The organism is Kitasatospora sp. NPDC087861 (assembly GCF_044742585.1).
GTDB lineage: Bacteria > Actinomycetota > Actinomycetes > Streptomycetales > Streptomycetaceae > Kitasatospora.
In genome coordinates, this window is sequence record NZ_JBIUUS010000004.1 from 310,917 (window position 1) to 328,214 (window position 17,298).

At 72.3% G+C, this 17,298-nt stretch carries 18 protein-coding genes; 3 read left to right on the forward strand and 15 right to left on the reverse strand.

Translation table 11 applies throughout. The annotated features are described in order from the left end of the window. Nucleotides 1–27: 27 nt before the first annotated feature. Complete coding sequence (locus ACIOJE_RS08750) at nucleotides 28–438, forward strand: Fur family transcriptional regulator (protein WP_280676976.1); 411 nt, start codon at nucleotides 28–30, stop codon at nucleotides 436–438. Between the two features lie 98 nt (nucleotides 439–536). Here ACIOJE_RS08750 and ACIOJE_RS08755 read toward each other — a convergent pair whose 3' ends face one another. From ACIOJE_RS08755 to leuA, 4 genes are all read right to left on the reverse strand, one after another. Then, nucleotides 537–1,376 carry an isoprenyl transferase gene (locus ACIOJE_RS08755; RefSeq protein ID WP_280676978.1) on the reverse strand — a complete coding sequence of 280 codons (840 nt, stop codon included), beginning with the start codon at nucleotides 1,374–1,376 and terminating at the stop codon, nucleotides 537–539. A 4-nt stretch (nucleotides 1,377–1,380) separates the two neighbouring features. Continuing rightward, entirely contained in the window at nucleotides 1,381–2,127 is a 747-nt protein-coding gene (recO, locus tag ACIOJE_RS08760) for a DNA repair protein RecO (RefSeq protein ID WP_280676980.1), read from the reverse strand. A gap of 229 nt (nucleotides 2,128–2,356) precedes the next feature. Continuing rightward, nucleotides 2,357–3,019: a TerB family tellurite resistance protein gene (locus tag ACIOJE_RS08765; protein ID WP_280676982.1), complete on the reverse strand. Its 663-nt coding sequence runs from the start codon at nucleotides 3,017–3,019 to the stop codon at nucleotides 2,357–2,359. Nucleotides 3,020–3,258: 239 nt separating this feature from the next. After that, complete coding sequence (gene leuA, locus ACIOJE_RS08770; RefSeq protein ID WP_400774459.1) at nucleotides 3,259–5,055, reverse strand: 2-isopropylmalate synthase; 1,797 nt, start codon at nucleotides 5,053–5,055, stop codon at nucleotides 3,259–3,261. Nucleotides 5,056–5,383: 328 nt separating this feature from the next. Here leuA and ACIOJE_RS08775 point away from each other — a divergent pair, with 328 nt between their 5' ends. Further along, nucleotides 5,384–6,406 (forward strand): M4 family metallopeptidase, encoded by a 1,023-nt coding sequence (locus ACIOJE_RS08775; RefSeq protein ID WP_280676986.1) that lies wholly within the window; start codon nucleotides 5,384–5,386, stop codon nucleotides 6,404–6,406. A gap of 82 nt (nucleotides 6,407–6,488) precedes the next feature. Beyond that, nucleotides 6,489–6,755, forward strand: coding sequence for a protealysin inhibitor emfourin (locus ACIOJE_RS08780; RefSeq protein ID WP_280676988.1), 267 nt, complete (start codon nucleotides 6,489–6,491; stop codon nucleotides 6,753–6,755). A gap of 121 nt (nucleotides 6,756–6,876) precedes the next feature. Here ACIOJE_RS08780 and era read toward each other — a convergent pair whose 3' ends face one another. The 11 genes from era to ACIOJE_RS08835 all read right to left on the reverse strand — a co-directional run bounded on the left by era (nucleotide 6,877) and on the right by ACIOJE_RS08835 (nucleotide 17,264). Further along, nucleotides 6,877–7,806, reverse strand: a complete 930-nt coding sequence (gene era, locus ACIOJE_RS08785; RefSeq protein WP_280676990.1) for a GTPase Era — start codon at nucleotides 7,804–7,806, stop codon at nucleotides 6,877–6,879. A 59-nt stretch (nucleotides 7,807–7,865) separates the two neighbouring features. After that, a complete protein-coding gene (locus ACIOJE_RS08790; protein WP_280676992.1) occupies nucleotides 7,866–8,024 on the reverse strand; it encodes a hypothetical protein in 159 nt (52 codons plus the stop codon). A gap of 111 nt (nucleotides 8,025–8,135) precedes the next feature. Then, on the reverse strand, nucleotides 8,136–8,489 hold the full coding sequence (locus ACIOJE_RS08795) for a cytidine deaminase (RefSeq protein ID WP_280676994.1): 354 nt from the start codon (nucleotides 8,487–8,489) through the stop codon (nucleotides 8,136–8,138). 31 nt (nucleotides 8,490–8,520) lie between these two features. Beyond that, complete coding sequence (locus ACIOJE_RS08800; RefSeq protein ID WP_280676996.1) at nucleotides 8,521–9,066, reverse strand: DUF4383 domain-containing protein; 546 nt, start codon at nucleotides 9,064–9,066, stop codon at nucleotides 8,521–8,523. Nucleotides 9,067–9,101: 35 nt separating this feature from the next. Then, a complete protein-coding gene (locus ACIOJE_RS08805) occupies nucleotides 9,102–9,338 on the reverse strand; it encodes a hypothetical protein (RefSeq protein ID WP_280676998.1) in 237 nt (78 codons plus the stop codon). Nucleotides 9,339–9,371: 33 nt separating this feature from the next. After that, nucleotides 9,372–10,697: a hemolysin family protein gene (locus tag ACIOJE_RS08810; protein WP_280677000.1), complete on the reverse strand. Its 1,326-nt coding sequence runs from the start codon at nucleotides 10,695–10,697 to the stop codon at nucleotides 9,372–9,374. 19 nt (nucleotides 10,698–10,716) lie between these two features. Further along, entirely contained in the window at nucleotides 10,717–11,211 is a 495-nt protein-coding gene (gene ybeY, locus ACIOJE_RS08815) for an rRNA maturation RNase YbeY (RefSeq protein ID WP_030061268.1), read from the reverse strand. 14 nt (nucleotides 11,212–11,225) lie between these two features. Beyond that, nucleotides 11,226–12,362: a PhoH family protein gene (locus tag ACIOJE_RS08820; protein ID WP_400661823.1), complete on the reverse strand. Its 1,137-nt coding sequence runs from the start codon at nucleotides 12,360–12,362 to the stop codon at nucleotides 11,226–11,228. Nucleotides 12,363–12,539: 177 nt separating this feature from the next. After that, on the reverse strand, nucleotides 12,540–13,463 hold the full coding sequence (locus ACIOJE_RS08825) for a ribonuclease Z (protein ID WP_400774463.1): 924 nt from the start codon (nucleotides 13,461–13,463) through the stop codon (nucleotides 12,540–12,542). A 7-nt stretch (nucleotides 13,464–13,470) separates the two neighbouring features. Beyond that, nucleotides 13,471–13,824, reverse strand: coding sequence for a histidine triad nucleotide-binding protein (locus ACIOJE_RS08830; protein ID WP_400774466.1), 354 nt, complete (start codon nucleotides 13,822–13,824; stop codon nucleotides 13,471–13,473). 188 nt (nucleotides 13,825–14,012) lie between these two features. Beyond that, a complete protein-coding gene (locus ACIOJE_RS08835; protein ID WP_400774469.1) occupies nucleotides 14,013–17,264 on the reverse strand; it encodes a PDZ domain-containing protein in 3,252 nt (1,083 codons plus the stop codon). Nucleotides 17,265–17,298 lie beyond the last annotated feature (34 nt).

Sequence of the window (17,298 nt, forward strand, 5' to 3'; positions counted from 1 at the left end):
ACGCCCACCACCCCAGGAGGACCCACGGTGACCACCGCAGGCCCGTCGCCGCGCGCCCGCTCGACCCGGCAGCGTGCCGCCGTCTCGGCGGCCCTGGACGAGATCGAGGACTTCCGCAGCGCGCAGGAGCTCCACGACATGCTCAAGCACCGCGGGGACTCCGTCGGTCTGACCACGGTCTACCGCACCCTCCAGTCGCTCGCCGACGCCGGTGAGGTGGACGTGCTGCGCACCGCCGACGGCGAGGCCGTCTACCGCCGGTGCAGCAGCGGGCACCACCACCACCTGGTCTGCCGGCACTGCGGCGCCACCGTCGAGGTGGAGGGCCCGGCGGTGGAGCGCTGGGCCAACTCGGTCGCCGCGGAGCACGGGTTCAGCGACATCGCGCACACCCTGGAGATCTTCGGCACCTGCGCGGAGTGCGCCAAGAAGCTCTGAGCGGACGGTCCGAGCGACAGGTCCGGGCAGACGGCCCGAGCACGAGTACGGCGAAGGGCCCGCGGGATTCGCTCCCGCGGGCCCTTCGCCGCGTCGCGTCAGCGCTGGGTGGGCAGGTCCAGCGGCGCGGGGAGCTCGTTCGGGATCGCCCCGCCGAAGCGGCGGTCGCGCATCGCGTACTGCTCGCAGGCGCGCCAGAGGTCGCGACGGTCGAAATCCGGCCAGAGCACGTCCTGGAACACGAACTCGGCGTACGCGGACTGCCAGAGCAGGAAGTTGGAGGTGCGCTGCTCGCCGCTGGGGCGCAGGAACAGGTCCACGTCCGGCATGTCCGGGTGGTACATGTACTTGGCGAGGGTCTTCTCGTTGACCTTCTTCGGGTCCAGCCGGCCGGCCGCGACGTCGGCCGCGAGGGCCGCCGCGGCGTCCGCGAGTTCGGCCCGGCCACCGTAGTTGACGCACATGTAGAGCGTGACGGCGTCGTTGTCCTTGGTCTGCTCCTCGGCGACCTGCAGCTCCTGGACGACGCTCTTCCACAGCTTGGGCATCCGGCCCGCCCAGCGGACCCGCACGCCCATCGCGTCCATCTCGTCGCGGCGGCGGTGGATGACGTCCCGGTTGAAGTTCATCAGGAACTTCACCTCGTCGGGCGAGCGCTTCCAGTTCTCGGTGGAGAACGCGTACAGCGAGATGTTCTTCACGCCGAGCTCGATGGCGCCCTTGAGGACGTCCAGCACGACCGCCTCGCCGACCTTGTGGCCCTCGGTGCGGGGCAGTCCGCGCTCCTTGGCCCAGCGGCCGTTGCCGTCCATCACGATCGCGACGTGGTCGGGGACCAGCTCGCCGGGGATCTTCGGGGGCTTTGCGCCGCTGGGGTGCGGGGTCGGGGGGAGGTACTCCCTTTGCTTGCCGCCGCCGAAGAGCCGTCGCGCTGCCATGTGCTCACTTCTCCACGTATCTCATCGAGCGGATGCCCCGCTCCAAATGCCACTGCAGATAGGCCGCGACCAGGCCGCTGCCCTCCCGCCAGTACCTCGGCTCGCAGGAATCGGCCGTCTGCCAGTCCCCTGACAGCAGCGCCCCGAGCAGTACCAGTGTCTCAGGGGAGGGTACGGCACATCCGGGCACTCGGCAGTCCGGGCAGAGCACCCCGCCGGCGGGAAGGGAGAAGAAACGGTTCGGCCCCTCCAGGCCGCACTTGGCGCAGTCGGTGAAGCTCGCGCCGTACCCGTTCACCGCGAGCGAGCGCAGCAGGAAGGCGTCCATCACCAGGTGCGATTCGTGCACCCCGGCCGCCAGCGTGCGCAGGCCGCCCACCAGTAGCAGGTACTGCTGGACGGCCGGCTCGCCCTCGTTCTCGGCGAACCGCTCGGCGGTCTCCAGCATCGCCGTCCCGGCGGTGTAGCGGCCGTAGTCGGTGACGATCGAACCGCCGTACGGCGCGATCGTCTCCACCTGGGTGCACAGCGGCAACCCGCGACCGACCAACTCACTCCCGCGGCTGAAGAACTGCACGTCCACGTGCGAGAAGGGCTCCAGGCGGGCGCCGAACTTGGACTTGGTCTTGCGCACCCCGCGCGCCACCGCCCGCACCTTGCCGTGCTGTCGGGTCAACAGGGTGATGATCCGATCGGCCTCGCCGAGCTTCTGCGCCCGCAACACGACGCCGTCGTCCCGGAAAAGACTCATGGAAGCCATTCTCCCCCACCGACCGACAGCCGTGTTGCCCGCACCGAGTCCGTGGGGGAGGACCGTACGGTGCGGGTCACGGCGGGCCCGGAGGGGGGAGACGGGCCCGTTTTGTGGGGGATCGGAGATGGCTCGGAGGGATCGGAGACGGCTCGGGAAGGACGGGGACGGCTCAGGAGGGAGGGGACGGCTCAGGAGGGACGGAGACGGGAGGAGGTCCGGTACGGAGCTAGTACGGAGCCCGGGTCGCCGCCTCCAGCAGCGCCCCGACCCGCGACTGCGGCAGGTCCAGACAGCCCCCGACCGCGGCCAGCGCCTCGCGCTCCTGCGGCAGGTAGCGTCCGTCGGCCAGGGCGATCGCCGCGCCCTGCAGCAGCAGCCGCTCCCGGCCCTGGTGGGCCAGGTGCGGGGCGAGCGGTTCGAGCACCGCGTGCAGTTCCACGGCCAGGCCGCCGGCCATCCCGTGGGCGTCGTGCAGTTCACCGCCGAGCCCGGACAGCGCGGCGAGCGCGGCCAGCACCTGGGCCTCGCCGCAGTCCTCGAACCCGGCCTCGCGCACCGCCGTGCAGGCCGCGTCGCGGGCCGCCCGGTGGGCGGTGCCACCGGCCGCGAGCATGGCCAGCGCGATGGTGTACTGCGCGTCCCGCAGCATCGCGCCGAGACGTACCGAGGTCGGCTGCTCCAGGCTCTCGACGCCGTACCGGCCGCGGCAGCTGGTGCACTGCACGCTGCCGATCACCGGGCCGAGCGGGAGCACCGGGGTGCCCAGCAGCCGCAGCCACCGCCGGCCGTGTTGCCGGCGGTAGTTGCGGTCCCCGCCACAGCCCGGGCAGAAGAAGTCACCGAGAACGTCAGTCCGCCACCGCGGGCGAACACCCCACAACCTGGTCACGGCGCCACTCCCCAGACATGGCAGACGGCCTGCACAACAATGGGCAGGTCACGCGACCGGACACCTGGGCCGTCCCACCGACCCGGCTTTCCGGTGGATCGATGTTGCCATGGTTACCGGCACGTGTCAGTACCTCGAACGGCTTCCGACCCGAAAAAATGTGGCGCAGGACACAGCGGCCCCAGGCGCGACGAAGGGCCGCCCCGGAGGACGGCCCCGCCGCATGCCACTCGTACGAACTACCCGCGCTGCGCCCGGTTGACGGCGCTGATGATCGCCTTCAGCGAGGCCAGCACGGTGTTGCCGTCGATCCCGACGCCCCACAGCACCTTGCCGTCCACCGCGCACTCGACGTACGCGGCGGCCTGGGCGTCGCCGCCCTCGCTCAGCGCGTGCTCCGCGTAGTCCAGGACCCGGACGTCCACGTCGATCCGGGCCAGCGCGTCCGCGAAGGCGGAGACCGGGCCGTTGCCGACACCGGTCAGGGTCACCGGTACGGAGTCGACCATCGCGCCGGCGATCAGCGCGTCCCGGCCGTCCTCGGTGGTCAGGGTGCGCGAACCGCTCAGCGAGATCCGGCCCCACGGGTTGTCGGGGGTCGGCAGGTACTCGTCCTCGAAGACCCGCCAGATCTCGGCCGGGGTGACCTCGCCGCCCTCGGCGTCGGTCTTGGCCTGGATGATCCGGGAGAACTCGATCTGCATCCGGCGCGGCAGGTCCAGCTTGTGGTCGTTCTTCAGGACGTACGCCACACCGCCCTTGCCGGACTGGCTGTTGACCCGGATGACCGCCTCGTAGGTGCGGCCGACGTCCTTCGGGTCGATCGGCAGGTACGGCACGCCCCAGGTGTGCTCCTCGACCGGGACGCCCGCGGCCCTGGCGTCCGCCTCCAGGGCGTCGAAGCCCTTCTTGATGGCGTCCTGGTGCGAGCCGGAGAAGGAGGTGTACACCAGGTCGCCGGCGTACGGGTGGCGCGGGTGCACCTCCATCTGGTTGCAGTACTCGGCGGTGCGGCGTACCTCGTCGATGTCGGAGAAGTCGATCTGCGGGTCGATGCCCTGCGAGAACAGGTTCATCCCCAGGGTCACCAGGTCGACGTTGCCGGTTCGCTCGCCCTGGCCGAACAGGCAGCCCTCGATGCGGTCGGCACCCGCCATGTAGGCCAGCTCGGCGGAGGCGACGGCGGTGCCGCGGTCGTTGTGCGGGTGCACCGACAGGCAGACGAACTCGCGGCGGGACAGGTTGCGCGACATCCACTCGAACTGGTCGGCCTGCACGTTCGGGGTGGCCCGCTCGATGGTGGCCGGCAGGTTCAGGATGATCTCGCGGCCCTCGCCCGGCTGCCAGACGTCCATGACCGCCTCGCAGACCTCCAGCGCGAAGTCCAGCTCGGTGTCCACGAAGATCTCCGGCGAGTACTGGTAGCCGAAGACGGTGTCCTCGCCCAGCAGCTTCTCGGCGTACTCCATCACCAGCCGGGTGCCCTCGGTGGCGATCGCCCTGGTGGCGGCCCGGTCGTTGCGGAACACCACCCGGCGGAACAGCGGCGCGGTCGCGTTGTACAGGTGGACGGTCGCGCGGGGGGCGCCGACCAGCGACTCGACGGTCTTCTCGATCAGCTCCTCGCGGGCCTGCGTCAGGACCGAGATGGTGACGTCCTCGGGGATCGCCCCCTCCTCGATCAGCGACCGTACGAAGGCGTGGTCGGTGGCGCCGGAGGACGGGAAGCCGACCTCGATCTCCTTGTAGCCCATCGCGACCAGCAGGTCGAACATCTTGCGCTTGCGGGCCGGGGACATCGGGTCGATCAGCGCCTGGTTGCCGTCCCGCAGGTCGGTGGAGAGCCAGCGCGGCGCCTTGGTGATCACCCTGCTCGGCCAGGTGCGATCCGGCAGGTCGACGGTGTCGAACGGCAGGTAGCGCCCGTGCCGCATGCCGGAGGGCTGCTGGCGCACGGAGGCGACGGTGATCGGGGTGGGACGGTCGACGAAGGCGCGACCGGCGGGGATGGACGCGGCGGAGCTCTGCTCGGTCATGGAATGACTCTCGGCTTCCTGTGATGCGTGGTGCGGGGCGGGTCGGGAAAGGTCACCGACTGGCCGGCCAGCTGCCGCTGGCGATCCTCCGTCGGATCGCCGGATGACGCGCACAGCTCGATCCCCGCGGCGAGGGAGCCGGCCCCGTGGACTACAGGCCCTCGACGCGGCAGCTAAGCAGAAGCAGCCCGTTGCGCATGATGGCCCCAGCGTAACCCAGGGCCGCGCGCCCCCGAAGTGATCCGGGCCACCGTTCCACCCCTTGAGACACCGACCGGTCATGCCAAGGGTGGTGACAACCGGTCATCGAGGCCTCACCCTGGGCCACATGACTGCAGCAGTACCGCTCTGTGCGATCGTCCCGCCGTACGTCCTGGACCGCCTCGCCGAGGCCGGTCACGAGCCCGCCGTCCGTTCCCTCGCGCTCGACACCGCGCACCGCGCGGCCCGCCTCACCGCTCCCCCGCCCACCGGCGGCCACCCGGCCCCCAGCCGGGTGATCGCCGACGACGGCCACAGCCAGCGGCTGCCCGGCCGCACCGTCCGCACCGAGGGCCAGGCCCCGGTCTCCGACCAGTCCGTCAACCACGCCTACGACGGCCTCGGCGCCACCTTCGCGCTGTACGCCGACGTCTACGGCCGCCGCTCGATCGACGACCAGGGGCTGCGCCTGGACGCCACCGTCCACTACGGCCAGGACTACGACAACGCCTTCTGGAACGGCCAGCGGATGGTCTTCGGCGACGGCGACGGCCAGATCTTCGGCGACTTCACCGCCTGCATCGACGTCATCGGCCACGAACTCACCCACGGCGTCACCCAGTTCACCGCCGGGCTGCAGTACCAGGACCAGCCCGGCGCGCTCAACGAGTCGGTCTCCGACGTCTTCGGCTCGCTGGTCAAGCAGTACGCGCTGCACCAGGACTCCGCCGACGCCGACTGGCTGATCGGCGCCGGACTGCTCGCCCCCGGCGTCCAGGGCGTGGCGCTGCGCTCGCTGAAGGCCCCCGGCACCGCCTACGACGACCCCCAGCTCGGCAAGGACCCGCAGCCCGCGCACATGCGGGACTACGTGAACACCGCCGACGACAACGGCGGCGTGCACATCAACTCCGGCATCCCCAACCACGCGTTCTACCTGCTGGCCACCGCCCTCGGCGGCCCGGCCTGGGAGCGCGCCGGGCGGATCTGGTACGACGCGCTGACCGGGCGCCGGCTGCCCGCCGACGCCGACTTCACCGCCTTCGCCCGGGCCACGGTGGCCGCCGCCAAGGCCCGCTACCCCGACCAGACCTCGGTGGCGGACACGGTGACGGCGTCCTGGGCGCAGGTGGGCGTCAGCCCCGGCTGACGCCCACCGTGCCGATCGGCCTTAAGGTCACGGTCCGGGAAAAGCCCGGCAAACCCCCTCCCCGGGTAGCACCATGGACACCATGCGTATCCAGGTGACCCGGACCGGCGGCCTCGCGGGGATCGTCCGCCATGCGGAACTCGACACCGTCGACCGCACGGACGCCCCGCACGTCCACGCGCTCGCCCGCGAGGCCGTCGCGGGCGGGCTGCGGGCCCCCTCGTACGGGGTGCCGGACGGCTTCCACTACGAGATCACCGTCGACGGCCGGACGGTGTACTGCGCCGACCCGAAGCTCACCGACCCGCAGCGCGAACTGGTGTCGCTGGTGCTGCGCGAGGGCGCGTAGCACCCACCGCTCGTAGCACCCACCGCGCACAGCATCCACCGCGCACAGCACCCCGGTACCGGAATACCGGGACACGGCGAAGGCCCGCCCAACCGGGCGGGCCTCCACGGGGAGCCCGGGCTCAGAACCCGAGCTTGCGCAGCTGCTTCGGGTCGCGCTGCCAGTCCTTGGCCACCTTGACGTGCAGGTCCAGGTAGACCGGCGTGCCGAGCAGCGCCTCGATGTGCTTGCGGGCGGTGGTGCCGACGTGCTTGAGCCGCGCGCCCTTGGCGCCGATCACGATCGCCTTCTGGCTCTGCCGCTCGATGTAGACGTTGGCGTGGATGTCCAGCAGCGGGCGGTCCGCCGGGCGGCCCTCGCGCGGGAGCATCTCCTCGACCACGACGGCCAGCGAGTGCGGCAGCTCGTCCCGCACGCCCTCCAGCGCGGCCTCGCGGATCAGCTCCGCGACCATGATCTGCTCGGGCTCGTCGGTCAGGTCGCCGTCCGGGTAGAGCGGCATGCCCTCCGGCAGCAGCTTGGTGATCAGGTCGGCGACCAGCTCCACCTGCTTGTCCCCGACCGCCGAGACCGGGATGATCTCGGCCCACTCGATGCCCAGCTCCTCGCCGAGCTGGTGGACGGCGATCAGCTGCTCGGCGAGCCGCTTGGAGTCGACCAGGTCGGTCTTGGTGACGATGGCGACCTTGGGGGTCTTCTTGATCTCGGCGAGTTCCTTGGCGATGAACTTGTCACCGGGGCCGAGCTTCTGGTCGGCGGGCAGGCAGAAGCCGATCACGTCGACCTCGGCCCAGGTGCTGCGGACCAGGTCGTTGAGGCGCTCGCCGAGCAGGGTGCGCGGCTTGTGCAGTCCGGGGGTGTCGACCAGGACGAGCTGGGAGTCCGGGCGGTGCACGATGCCGCGCACGGTGTGCCGGGTGGTCTGCGGGCGGTCGGAGGTGATCGCGACCTTCGTCCCCACCAGAGCGTTGGTCAGGGTCGACTTGCCCGCGTTGGGTCGGCCGACGAAGCACGCGAAGCCGGAGCGGTACGAGGAGGAAGGGGCACTCATGTGCTCCATTCTCCCTGATCACCAGAGCCGCGCCGTCCGGCCCCGCCCACACGGCCCGATCAGCCCTTGCGGCCGCCCCGCGCGACCAGCGACATCACCACCAGGACGACCAGGAAGGCGACCGAGCCCCAGAGCCAGTACGGCGAGCCGGTCTCCTGCCACTTGCCCATCCCCATCACGAACAACAGCAGCCCGGCGAAGAACGCCACCGCCCCCATGTGCCCAGCCCCCTCACCGAGTTCACTCCCCCGGTGAGATTATCTGCCAAGCCCGCGCAGGTGTTCGCCGGGTCGCCGCCGTCGCCCGACCCAGCGGGCCCCAGCAGGGCCTCAGCGGGCCTCGGTCGCCACCCGCAGCGTCCCGTCCACCCCGGCCAGCAGCACGGGCGTCCCGACCCCGCCGAGGTCCCGGACGGCCGCCAGGTCGGCCTCGGCCGGCTGCTCCGCCTCGCTCACCACGGCGGCCGCCTCCAGCGAGTTCGCACCGCTGGCCACCGCCATCGCCACCGCCGTCTGCAGCGCGCTGAGGCGCAGCGACTCCAGCGCGACCGTCCCGGCCACGTACGTCCGGCCGGTCTCGTCACGCACCGCGGCCCCCTCGGCGACGCCGTTGCGGGCGCGGGCCGAGCGGGCCAGGGTGATGATCTTCTTGTCTTCGGGGTCGAGCTCGACGATGTCACTCATGCCGCCGAGCATAGGCGGCCCCCGCGGCGGCTCAGTGGCCGACCGGGTGGGTCGGACCCGGGTTCGGCTTGAGGACCTTGACGAAGGTCTTCGGCCCGGACGGCCGCGCCCCCTCGTGCTCCGTGCGCTCGCGCCAGAACGGGTTGTCGTGCGGCAGGTGGCTGCTCACCCGGCCGTACATCCCGAAGGTCGTCAGGACCACTCCGAAGATGAACGCGAACAGCACGTTCGACATCCGGAAGTTCAGGATGTTGGCGTCCGGCCGCCCGAGCACCACCAGACCGTAGAAGCCGGACAGCACGAACAGCAGGCCGACCACCATGTTCAGGTCGGACGCGACGTTCCCGCCGATCACCGCCCCCGCCACCAGGATCGCGCCCACCACGATGGACAGGATGCTCAGCGCCCCGTTGGTCGACAGCCCGGCGATCCGGTCACCGTGCGTGGCGAGGAAGCCTGGTTCGCCGGCGAGTCCCAGGCACCCGAACACGATCAGGAAGATCCCCCCGAGCCCCGCCCCGATCCGCCACACCGTGACGAGGCGGGTGTTGACGGGCAGTTCGTCGTGCAGCTTCATGGCAACCTCCACCATGGCGTGGCTGACCTGCTGGCCTAGCTGTAGGGGTGGCTCCCCTGCATGTGCGGCACCTCGTGCATGTAGAGCGAACCGCACTGCTGGCAGCAGCGCAGCCCGGTGCCCCACTCCTGCTCGGGCCGCGTCTCGGCGTCGTCGGCCATGCTGCGGCCGCAGAGCGCCATCGCGGGGTCGGACTCGCGTACCACGTGCCAGACCCTGACCCCGCCGGTCGCCCCCTGCGGGCCGTACTCCGCGCGAAGTTGATGCGTCATGCTGTCCATGGTCGCCCCGCGACGGCGCGACCGCTACTCGCCGGGCTCCGTCCCGGCGTCGGCGGCCTTGCGGACCGGGGTCGCGACCATCGAGCCGATCCGGTTGCGGCGCCCGGCCGAGGACTCGGCGGTCAGCAGGATGCCGGTCAGCCCGGTGGCGGCGGGCTCGGGCAGCGGGATCTCGCAGGACGAGCCGGGGATCGGCACCCGGCCGAGGTGCTTGGCCAGCAGGCCGCCGACGGTCTCGACGTCCTCGTCCTCCAGCTCGATGCCGAACAGCTCGCCCAGGTCCTCCACCAGCAGTCGGGCGGTGATCCGGTACGAGCCGTCGCCGAGGTCCTCGATCGGCGCGATCTCCCGGTCGTACTCGTCGGTGATCTCGCCGACGATCTCCTCCAGGACGTCCTCGATGGTGACCAGGCCGGCCGTGCCGCCGTACTCGTCGATCACGATCGCCACGTGCGAGCGGCGTTGCTGCATCTCGCGCAGCAGGTCGCCGGCCGGCTTGGAGTCCGGCACGAAGACGGCCGGGCGCATCACCGCGCCGACCTCCTCGGACTCCGCCTCCCGGTTGATGTGGGTGCGCCGGACCAGGTCCTTCAGGTAGACGATGCCGACCACGTCGTCCTCGTTGTCCCCGACCACCGGGATCCGCGAGAAGCCCGAGCGCAGCGCCAGGGTGAGCGCCTGCCGGACGGTCTTGTGCCGCTCGATCATCACCAGGTCGGTGCGCGGCACCATCACCTCGCGGACGATGGTGTCGCCCAGCTCGAAGACCGAGTGCACCATCCGGCGCTCCTCGTCCTCGATCAGGTCGTCCTTCTCGGCGAGGTCGACCAGCGCCCGCAGCTCGGCCTCGGAGGCGAACGGCCCCTCCCGGTAGCCCTTGCCCGGGGTCAGCGCGTTGCCGAGCAGGATCAGCAGCCGCGGGATCGGGCCGAGCACCGCGGCCAGCGGCAGCAGCACGAAGGAGGCGGCGGTCGCGGTGGTGAGCGGGTGCTGGCGTCCGATCGTGCGCGGCGAGACCCCCACCGCGACGAAGGACACCAGCACCATCACGCCGAACGCCAGCAGCACGGCCTGCCAGGTCGGCTCGACGTTGCGCACGCACACCACGGTGACCAGGACGGCCGCCGCCATCTCGCTGGCCACCCGGATCAGGGTCGCCAGGTTGAGGTAGCGGATCGGGTCGGAGGCGACGGTCAGCAGCCGCGCCGAGCCGCGCCGCCCGGCCCGTACGGCCTCCTCCGCCCGGAACCGGGAGACCCGGGAGATGCCCGCCTCGGCGCACGCGGCGAGCCAGCCGAGGACGACGAGCAGCACGGCACCGAGGATGAAGCTCGTACTTTCACCACTCACAGGGGTTCGGGCTCCGCGCTCAGTGGGTGGTGGGGGCCGGGGAGATGCCGCCGAGGCCGCGGCCCGCCCGCCAGTCGTCCAGGATCCGCTTCTGGAGGGCGAACATCTCCTCCTCCTCCTCGGGCTCCTCGTGGTCGTAGCCGAGGACGTGCAGCACCCCGTGGACGGTGAGTAGCTGGAGCTCCTCGTCCATCGAGTGCTTGGAGGGGGCCGCCTTGCCCTGCTGCTCGGCGACCTCCGGGCAGAGCACGATGTCGCCGAGCAGGCCCTGCGGCAGCTCCTCGCCCTCCTTGCCGGGACGCAGCTCGTCCATCGGGAAGGACATCACGTCGGTGGGTCCGGGGAGGTCCATCCACTGGATGTGCAGCTCCTCCATCGCCGCTCCGTCCACCAGGATCACGGACAGTTCGGACTGCGGGTGGATCCGCATCTTGTCCAGGGCGAAGCGGGCGACGTCGAGGATGGCTTCCTCGTCAGCGTCCCAACCGGACTCGTTGGCGATGTCGATCGACATGACGGGCTGGTTACTCAGCTTTCGGTGCGATGGGACTGTCGGGGTGCGCGGGCCGCGGTCGTCTTGCCGCCGCGCCGCTGGGCCGGCTTGCGGGCGGCCTGCGGAGTGGTCTCCTCGGCCTCCTGCTGGGCGTCCCAGCGCTCGTACGCGTCCACGATCCGGCCGACCAGCTTGTGGCGGACCACGTCGGTGCTGGTGAGGACGGAGAAGTGGATGTCGGGCACGTCGGCCAGGATCTCCTGGACGACCTTGAGGCCGCTGCGGGTGCCGCTCGGGAGGTCGATCTGGGTGGTGTCACCCGTGACGACCACCCGGGAGTTGAACCCGAGGCGGGTGAGGAACATCTTGATCTGCTCGGGCGAGGTGTTCTGGGCCTCGTCCAGGATGATGAAGGCGTCGTTGAGGGTGCGGCCGCGCATGTACGCGAGCGGCGCGACCTCGATGGTGCCGGCCGCCATCAGGCGCGGGATGGAGTCCGGATCCATCATGTCGTGCAGCGCGTCGTAGAGCGGGCGCAGGTACGGGTCGATCTTCTCGTAGAGGGTGCCGGGCAGGAAGCCCAGCCGCTCCCCGGCCTCGACCGCCGGGCGGGTCAGGATGATCCGGTTGACCTCCTTGGCCTGCAGGGCCTGGACGGCCTTGGCCATCGCGAGGTAGGTCTTGCCGGTGCCGGCCGGGCCGAGGCCGAAGGTGATGGTGTGCTTGTCGATCGCGTCGACGTAGCGCTGCTGGTTGAGCGTCTTGGGGCGGATCGTGCGGCCCCGGTTGGACAGGATGTTCGCGGTGAACACCTGGGACGGCGCCGGGCTGTCCGGGTCCTCCACGGCGCTCCGGAGCATGGCGATGGAGCGCTCCACGGAGTCCTCCGTCAGGGGTTGGCCGGTGCGCAGCACCAGCATCATCTCGGTGAAGAGCCGCTGCACGAGGGCGACCTCGGCGCGCGCTCCGGTGGCGGTCACCTCGTTGCCGCGGACGTGGATGTCGGCGGCGGGGAACCCCTGCTCGATCACGCGCAGCAGCGAGTCCGCCGTGCCGAGGAGGGTGACCATCGGGTGCTTCTCGGGGATGACGATCCGGGCGCTGACGCGGCCGTCGTCGGCCGGCTCGGGGCGTGACCGGCCGTTCGTACGGGTCTGCGATGTGTCACTCATAGGTCGGCGCTGGGGCCTGCCTCATCCCATCCGTGGTGTCGTGTGCCGATCGGTCTCTCCGGGGCACCAGGGTACGCCGCGCACGTGATCGCCGCGGCGGGCGGCGGGGCCGCACCCGACGATGCTGCGGCAGATCGGGGGACGGCGCGAGCCCTTTTCACGGGGTGTGCGCCGGGTTCACGGCTGGCGCCGGGCGGGGACGGGCACCCGGGCGAGGTCCTCGGCGAGCACCAGCTCCCCGTCGAAGTGCCTGCGGGCGTCGGCCAGGTGCTGGCCGAGGTCCGGGTAGCGCTGGGAGAAGTGGGTCAGCACCAGGGTGCGCACCCCGGCCTCGGCGGCGGCCTTGGCGGCCTGCCCGGCGGTGAGGTGACCGTGGTCCTCGGCGAGGCGGACGTCGGCGTCGGTGAAGGTCGACTCGACGACCAGCAGGTCGGCGCCCTCGGCGAGTTCGTGCACGCCGTCGCAGAGCCGGGTGTCCATCACGAAGGCGAACCGCTGGCCCGGCCGGGGCTCGCTGACCTCCTCCAGGGTGACCCGCCGGCCGTCCGCCTCGATCGCGCCCTCGTGCTGCAGCCGGCCGACCGCGGGGCCGAAGACGCCGAGCGCGGCGAGCCGTTCGGGCACCAGGCGGCGGCCGTCGGGCTCGGACAGCCGGTAGCCGAAGGACTCCACGGGGTGGGAGAGCCGCACGGCGTCCAGCGCGAAGCGGGCGCCGGGCGCGGGCAGCGGGCCCGGCTCGTCGATCGGCCGGGGCCGCAGCACGGCCGTCTCGTGGTACGCGGTGGCGTTCCGCAGCCGCTCGAAGTAGACCTCGCCGGAGGCCGGGAAGTAGACGTCCACCGGGTGCGGGACGCGGTCCAGGTTGATCCGCTGGATCACCCCGGCGAGGCCCAGGCAGTGGTCGCCGTGGAAGTGCGTCACGGCGATCCTGGTGATCTGGGTGGCCGAGACCCCGGCGTGCAGCATCTGCCGCTGGGTGCCCTCGCCGGGGTCGAACAGCAGGCCCTCGCCGTCCCAGCGGAGCAGGTAGCCGTTGTGGTTGCGGTGCCGGGTGGGCACCTGGCTGGCGGTGCCGAGGACGACGAGTTCGCGCTGTGACACGTCGGGTTCAGACCATGCTCTCGGTCATCGGCTTGCCGCCGAGCACGTGGACGTGGGCGTGGAAGATCGTCTGACCGGCGCCGGCGCCGGTGTTGAGAATCAGCCGGTAGTCCTCCAGGCCCTCATCCTTGGCCACCGCGCCCGCCTCGGCGAGGAGTTCACCGGCGATCTCCGGCTCCGCGGCGGCCAGCGCGGCGGCGTTCGGGTAGTGGACGTGCGGGATGACCAGGACGTGCACCGGGGCCTTGGGAGCGATGTCGCGGAAGGCGAGGATGCGCTCGGTCTTGCGCACCACGGTCGCCGGGATCTCGCCCGCCACGATCTTGCAGAACAGGCAGTCGGGCTGCGACTCGCCGGCCATCGGCTTCTCCTCGGGTTGTGTCGTGGGCCGTACGGCGGCAGCCTAGCCGAGCCGCCCGACCGCCTGCTGATACTCCGGCAGCCGCTCGCGGCGGACCGGGCGCATCCCGACCACGGCCCGCATCCCCCGCGCCGCCCGGAGTGGGAAGTCGGCCCGCCCGACCTCCCACTCCGGGCCCGGTCCCCGGCCTACTCCCCGGTCTGCTCCCCGGGCACCGGCGGGGCCGTCCGGGACGGGGTCCCGGCGAGCGCGGCGAGGGCGATCCGGACGCCCTCGGCCAGCTGCGGATCCTCCCCCGCCGCCCACTGGTGCGGGGCGAACGGCACCTCGACGTCCGGGTCGACGCCGTGGTTCTCCACGCCCCAGCCGTAGTTCTCCACCCAGAACGCGTACTTGGGCTGGGTCACCAGGGTGCCGTCGACCAGCCGGTACTGGCTGTCGATGCCGATCACCCCGCCCCAGGTGCGGGTACCGACCACCGGGCCCAGCCCCAGCGCCTGGATGGCGGCGTTGACGATGTCGCCGTCCGAGCCGGAGAACTCGTTGGCGAGCGCGACGAGCGGCCCGCGCGGGGCGTCACCGGGGTAGGGCATCGGGCTGGCGACGTCGCGGGCGACGCCCCAGCCGATGATCCGGCGGGCCAGCTTCTCGATCACCAGCTGCGAGGTGTGGCCGCCGCGGTTCTCCCGGATGTCGACGACCACGCCCTCCTTGGCCATCTCCGAGCGCAGGTCGCGGTGGATCTGGGCCCAGCCGGTGGTCTGCATGTCGGGGACGTGCAGGTAGCCGAGCCGCCCGGCGGACAGCTCGCGCACGGCGGCCCGCCGCCCGGCCACCCAGTCGTGGTAGCGCAGCGGCTCCTCGTCGGAGAGCGGGACGACCACCGGGTGGCGCTGGTCGGTGCCGTCCTTGCCGGCCACGGTCAGCTCGACCGGCTGCCCGGCGGTGCCGGCCAGCAGCGGCGCCGGGCCGGTGACCGGGTCCACCGGGCGGCCGTTGACGGCCAGGACCGCGTCGCCCGGGCGGATCGCGACGCCGGGCGCGGCCAGCGGCGAGCGGGCCCGGGGGTCGGAGGACTCGCCGGGCAGGATCCGGGCGATCCGCCACCGGTCGCCGTCCTTGGCGAGGTCGGCGCCGAGCAGGCCCTGGCGCCGTGCGGGTTCGGTGTGCAGGCCGTACGGCAGCACGTAGGCGTGCGAGGTGCCGAGTTCGCCGTGCACCTCCCAGAGCAGGTCGACCAGGTCGTCGTGCGAGCCGACCCGCTCCACCAGCGGCCGGTAGCGGTCCAGGACGCCCTCCCAGTCGACGCCGCCGAGGTCGGCGCGCCAGAAGTTGTCCCTCATCAGGCGGCCGTTCTCGGCGTACATCTGGCGCCACTCGGCGGCCGGGTCGACGGTGACCCGCAGCCGGGCCAGGTCGACGGTCACCTCGTCGTCCTCGCCGCTCGCCTTGTGGTCGGCGGGGACGATCCGCAGCTCGCCCTCGTCCAGCACCGCCACCCGGGCGCCGTCCCCGCTGACCGCGAACTCGTCGACGCTCTGCACGAGTTGCTCGACGCGACGCTTCTTCAGGTCGTACCGCTCCAGCGCCGGCCGGGGCCGCTCCTCGTCCAGCGAGGCCGCCTCGTCGCCGAGTTCGCCGAGCAGCGGGGCCCTGGTCCACAGGACGCCGTCCTTGGCGGCCCGCAGCGAGTCGAAGCGGCCGCCCTCGACCGGGAACGGCACGATCCGGTCGGCGATGCCGTCCAGGTCGACCCTGGTCACCGGCGGGGCGTCGGCGGCGGCCTCCTCGCCGTCCGCCTTCTTGCCGCGCGGCTCGTCCTCCTCCCCGCCGAGCGGGCGCCCGGCCCGCTGCGGCCCGAACGGGGACGGCGTGTCGGCGGCCAGCGTGATCAGGTACGGGCGGCAGCCGTTCGGGAACGACAGGTCGAAGACGTGCGCGTCGTAGACCGGGTCGAAGTTGCGCACCGACAGGAACGCCAGGTACCGGCCGTCCGCGGTGAAGGCCGGCGAGGTGTCGATGAAGCGCTGCTGGGTGGCCTCGCCGACCGTCCGGGTGGCCAGGTTGGCCAGCACGATCTGGCGCAGCGAGAAGGGGCCCAGGCCCGCCACCGGGCTCGACCACGCCAGCCAGGCCGAGTCCGGGCTGAAGGCCAGCCCGCTGACCTCGCCGTCGGCGCTGCGGGCCAGCTCGTGCACGGTGCCGTCGGCGAGCGCGACCAGCAGCACCCGGCCGTCGTGCACACCGAGCGCCGCCTGCTTGCCGTCCGGGGACACCACCAGGGAGTTGACCCGACCGAGCCGGCCGGCCGCCAGCCGGCGGCGCTCGGCGCCCTGCACGGCGGGCGCGAACTCCAGGGCGTCCTCGCCCTCGGCGTCGGACACCCAGAGCACGCCCTGGGCGCCGTCCTCGCCCGGCACCACCCGGGCGAGGCGCCCGCGCACACCCGGCGTCTCGTCCAGCACCCGGGCCGGGCCCTCGCGGTGGGTCAGCCAGTGCACCCCGCCGCGCACCACCACCGCGCTCGCCCGGCCGGTGCGGTCGGGGGCGACGGACTCCAGCCAGTGCGCGGCGTACACCGGGCGGGGCCGGCGGCCGCTGCGCGGGCCGGCCAGCCGGACGTCCAGCCGGCGCGGCTCGGCGCCCTGCGCCAGGCTCTCCAGCAGCCACAGGTCGCCGGCCCGGTGGAAGACCACCCGGGTGCCGTCGGTGGTGGCGTTGCGGGCGTAGAAGCCCTCCGGGCAAGTGGTGTGGCGGCGCAGGTCGGAGCCGTCCGGGAGGCTGGAGTACAGCTCGCCGACGCCCTCGTGGTCGGACAGGAAGGCGATCCGGTCCCCCACCCACAGCGGCGAGGAGAGCTGGCCGTCCAGGTCCTCGTGCACCCGCGCGAACTCGTCCCGGCCGATCCACAGCTTGCCCGCCCGGCCGCCCCGGTAGCGCTTCCACCAGGCCGGCTCGCGGTTGTTGACGGTGCCCAGCAGCACCCTGGCGCCCTGCGGCTCGAAGGCGAGCCCGCCGACCGGTCCGTACGGCAGCCGCACCGGCTCGCCACCGTCCAGCGGCACCGCGTGCGCCCAGGTGCGGCGCAGGGTGGCCTCGCCGGCGGTGGTGGTGGCGATCGGGCGGCCGTCGGCCGTCCAGCCCTGCAGCTGGGTCTGGTCGCTGCCCCAGTGGGTGAGCCGGCGGGACGGGCCGCCGTCCACCGGCACCACGTGCACCTCGGGCGCGCCGTCCCGGGCGGAGGTGAAGGCGATGTGCCGCCCGTCCGGGGCGAACCGGGGGTGGTGGACCGGCAGATGATCGGCCGTCAGCCGCCAGGCCCGGCCGCCGTCCAGCGGGGCCAGCCAGACGTCGTTCTCGGCGACGAAGGTGACCAGGTCGCCGTGCAGATGGGGGTGGCGCAGATAGGCGCCCGCGGAGGTGCTCAGGGGTTCCGTCACGCGGTCAGCGTAGGCACCCACGCACACCGCGCGG